The following is a 2,966-nucleotide window of genomic DNA, read 5'->3' as shown; positions in this document are numbered from 1 at the left end:
CCCCCCTCCCTTTATGGGAGGGGGTGGGGGAGGGTGATGTGAACCTCACCGAGACAGCGAGAACTCTCCGCAGAAATTCCACTGATGCTGAAAGTTTGCTCTGGAAGCATTTGCGTGCCAGGCAAATGGATGGCTTCAAATTTCGCCGGCAAGAACAGATCGGGCGGTTTATCGTCGATTTCGTCTGCTACGACAAAAAGCTGATCGTAGAAGCCGACGGTGGCCAACATGCGACAGAACAGAAAAAAGATGAAGAACGGACCTGTTGGTTGAATGCCCAGGGGTTCAGAGTAGTGCGGTTCTGGAATAATGAAATTCTGACCAATATTGAAGGTGTGCTTGATGTTGTTAGGGCGCACCTATAACCCCCTCTCCCCGACCCTCTCCCACGAGGGGAGATGGAGGATTTTGCCCGCAAGCGGGCTCTTGCCGAGATAATAATAAATGAACGGAACCCTGTACGTCGTCGGCATCGGCCCCGGCGGCCATGAGCATATGACCTTTGCCGCCCGCGAGGCGATCGAAGGTGCCGATACGGTGGTCGGTTACAAGACCTATCTCGACCTGATTGAACCGCTGCTGGCCGGCAAGGAGGTCGTTTCCTCGGGGATGAAGAAGGAGGTCGACCGCTGCCGCGAGGCGCTGGAGCTGGCCCGCTCGGGCCGCAAGGTGGCGCTGGTGTCGTCCGGGGATTCGGGTATCTACGGCATGGCCGGGCTGGTGCTGGAGCTGGTCGGCGCCGAGGCCGCGCTTGAGCCGGAGATCGTCGTGGTCCCCGGGGTGTCGGCGGTGCAGGCGGCGGCGTCCCGGCTCGGGGCCCCGCTGATGCACGATTTCGCGGTGATCTCCCTGTCCGACCTGCTCACCCCCTGGACGCTGATCCGCCGCCGTCTCGATGCCGCCGGGCGGGCCGATTTTGTCGTCGCCCTCTACAACCCCCGCAGCAAGGGGCGGGTCCGCCAGCTCGACGAGGCGCGCGAGATCCTGCTGCGCCATCGCGGGCCGCAGACCCCGGTGGGGATCGTCCGCAACGCCTGCCGGCCGGATGAGACGGTGACGGTGACCGATCTCGAGCACCTCGGTGAACAGGACGTCGACATGCTGTCGCTGGTGATGATCGGCAATTCGGCGACCCGGGTCGATAGTGCCGGGCGGATGCTGACGCCGCGCGGCTATGCCGACAAGTACCTTTTTGAGACCCGTGAGGCGTTAGGTGTGAGGTGTGAGGTGGAGGGGCTTTTACCCCTCACGCCTCCCCCCTCAGACCTCACCGATAAAAAGTGCCACGCACTTTTTATCGGCGGCACCGGCAGCGACGTCGGCAAAAGCGTGATCGCCGCCGGGCTCTGTCGGATTCTGCAGCGGCGGGGCCTCTCGGTCGCGCCCTTCAAGGCGCAGAACATGGCCCTCAACTCGGCGGTGACCCCCGAAGGGGGCGAAATCGGCCGGGCCCAGGCGCTGCAGGCGGCGGCTTGCGGCATCCCGGCGCATACCGACATGAACCCGGTGCTGCTCAAGCCCAATTCCGACACCGGCTCCCAGGTGATCATCCAGGGCTGTCCGGTGGGAAACATGACGGTGCGGGAATACCACCGTTTCAAGGTCGAGGCGTTTGCCAGAGTGGAGGAATCCTACGCCCGGCTGGCGGCCCGTCACCAGGTGGTGGTCATGGAAGGGGCGGGCAGCGTCGCCGAAGTCAACCTCAAGCAGCACGACATCACCAATCTCAAGGCCGCCGCCATGGCTGATGCGCCGGTGCTGCTGGTCGCCGACATCGACCGCGGCGGAGTCTTCGCCGCGCTGCTGGGCACCCTCGAACTGCTCGACCCTGCCGAGCGGACGCGGATCGCCGGGGTGATCATCAACCGTTTCCGCGGCGACGCCTCGCTGCTGCGTCCGGGGATCGAGCTGATCGAAGACCGCACCGGGGTGCCGGTGCTCGGCGTGGTCCCCTGGCTCGACCTGAAACTCCCTGAAGAAGATTCGGTGGCGCTGGCCCGCAAGGGGACCCGGCCGAAGGGGCGGGGGCTGCGCATCGGCGTGGTGCGGCTGCCGCGCATCTCCAACTACACCGATTTTGATCCCCTCGAGCGGGAGCCGGACGTCGACCTGGTCTATCTCGATGCCCCCGCCCAATTGACGGGTCTCGACCTGCTGATTCTCCCCGGCACCAAGAGCACCCTGCCCGATCTGCAGTTTCTGCGGGAGTGCGGGCTATTTCAGGCGATCCGTGATTATCATGGCGGCGGTGGCCGGGTCGTCGGCATCTGCGGCGGTTACCAGATGCTCGGGCGCTCTCTGACCGATCCCCAGGGGATCGAGTCGGGACTGACGGTTGCCGAAGGGCTCGGCCTGCTCGACGTGGAGACCGAACTGCATCCGCTCAAAAAGACTCACCAGGTCGGGGGGGTTGCACTGGCCGCTGCCGAGGAGATTGGTTTGCCGGCAGGTACAGTGGTAGGCGGTTACGAAATCCACCAGGGCGAGACTCTCTGCGGGAAGGCGTCCCGGCCGCTGCTGCGGCTGACCCGCCGCTCCGGGGCGGCGGCCGATCTCGAAGACGGCGCGGTGTCCGCCGACGGCCGGGTCTGGGGCACTTACCTGCACGGCCTGTTCGATGACGAGCTGGTGCGCCGGGCGCTGCTGGCCCCGTTGCGGGGCAGCAATGGGCTGACGGTACCGCCGGCGAGTACCGTCAGCCTGGATACGGAACTTGACCGGCTGGCCGATCACCTGCAGGCCCACCTGGACATGGTGCGGATTTTCGGCCTGATCGGACTGGAGGAACCCTGATGGAATGGCTGATACCGGCGGCTTTCGCTCTCGACCTGCTGCTCGGCGATCCCCGCGGGATGCCGCATCCGGTCGTCCTCATCGGCGCCATCATCAACCGGCTCGAAATCCTGCTGGCCAGTCTCTTCAATAACCGGCGACTGGCCGGGGTGCTGCTGACCGGGCTGACCCTG

General features: G+C 65.0%; 3 protein-coding genes. All 3 read left to right on the top strand.

Annotated elements, in window-relative coordinates:
* Positions 1-23: 23 nt before the first annotated feature.
* The gene (locus ABYV89_RS15995; protein ID WP_432823932.1) at positions 24-365 is read left to right on the top strand and encodes an endonuclease domain-containing protein; all 342 of its coding nucleotides are present in this window, start codon (positions 24-26) and stop codon (positions 363-365) included.
* Between the two features lie 79 nt (positions 366-444).
* Positions 445-2,793 (top strand): cobyric acid synthase, encoded by a 2,349-nt coding sequence (locus ABYV89_RS15990; protein WP_432823930.1) that lies wholly within the window; start codon positions 445-447, stop codon positions 2,791-2,793.
* Positions 2,793-2,966 (top strand): cobalamin biosynthesis protein (locus tag ABYV89_RS15985; protein ID WP_432823931.1); only part of this gene is annotated, 174 nt, incomplete at its 3' end. The genes ABYV89_RS15990 and ABYV89_RS15985, both read left to right, overlap by 1 nt.

Source organism: Trichloromonas sp., from assembly GCF_041583255.1.
Lineage (GTDB): Bacteria > Desulfobacterota > Desulfuromonadia > Desulfuromonadales > Trichloromonadaceae > Trichloromonas.
Note: the sequence above shows the minus strand (reverse complement) of the source record. Positions and strands in the feature narration are given on the sequence as shown.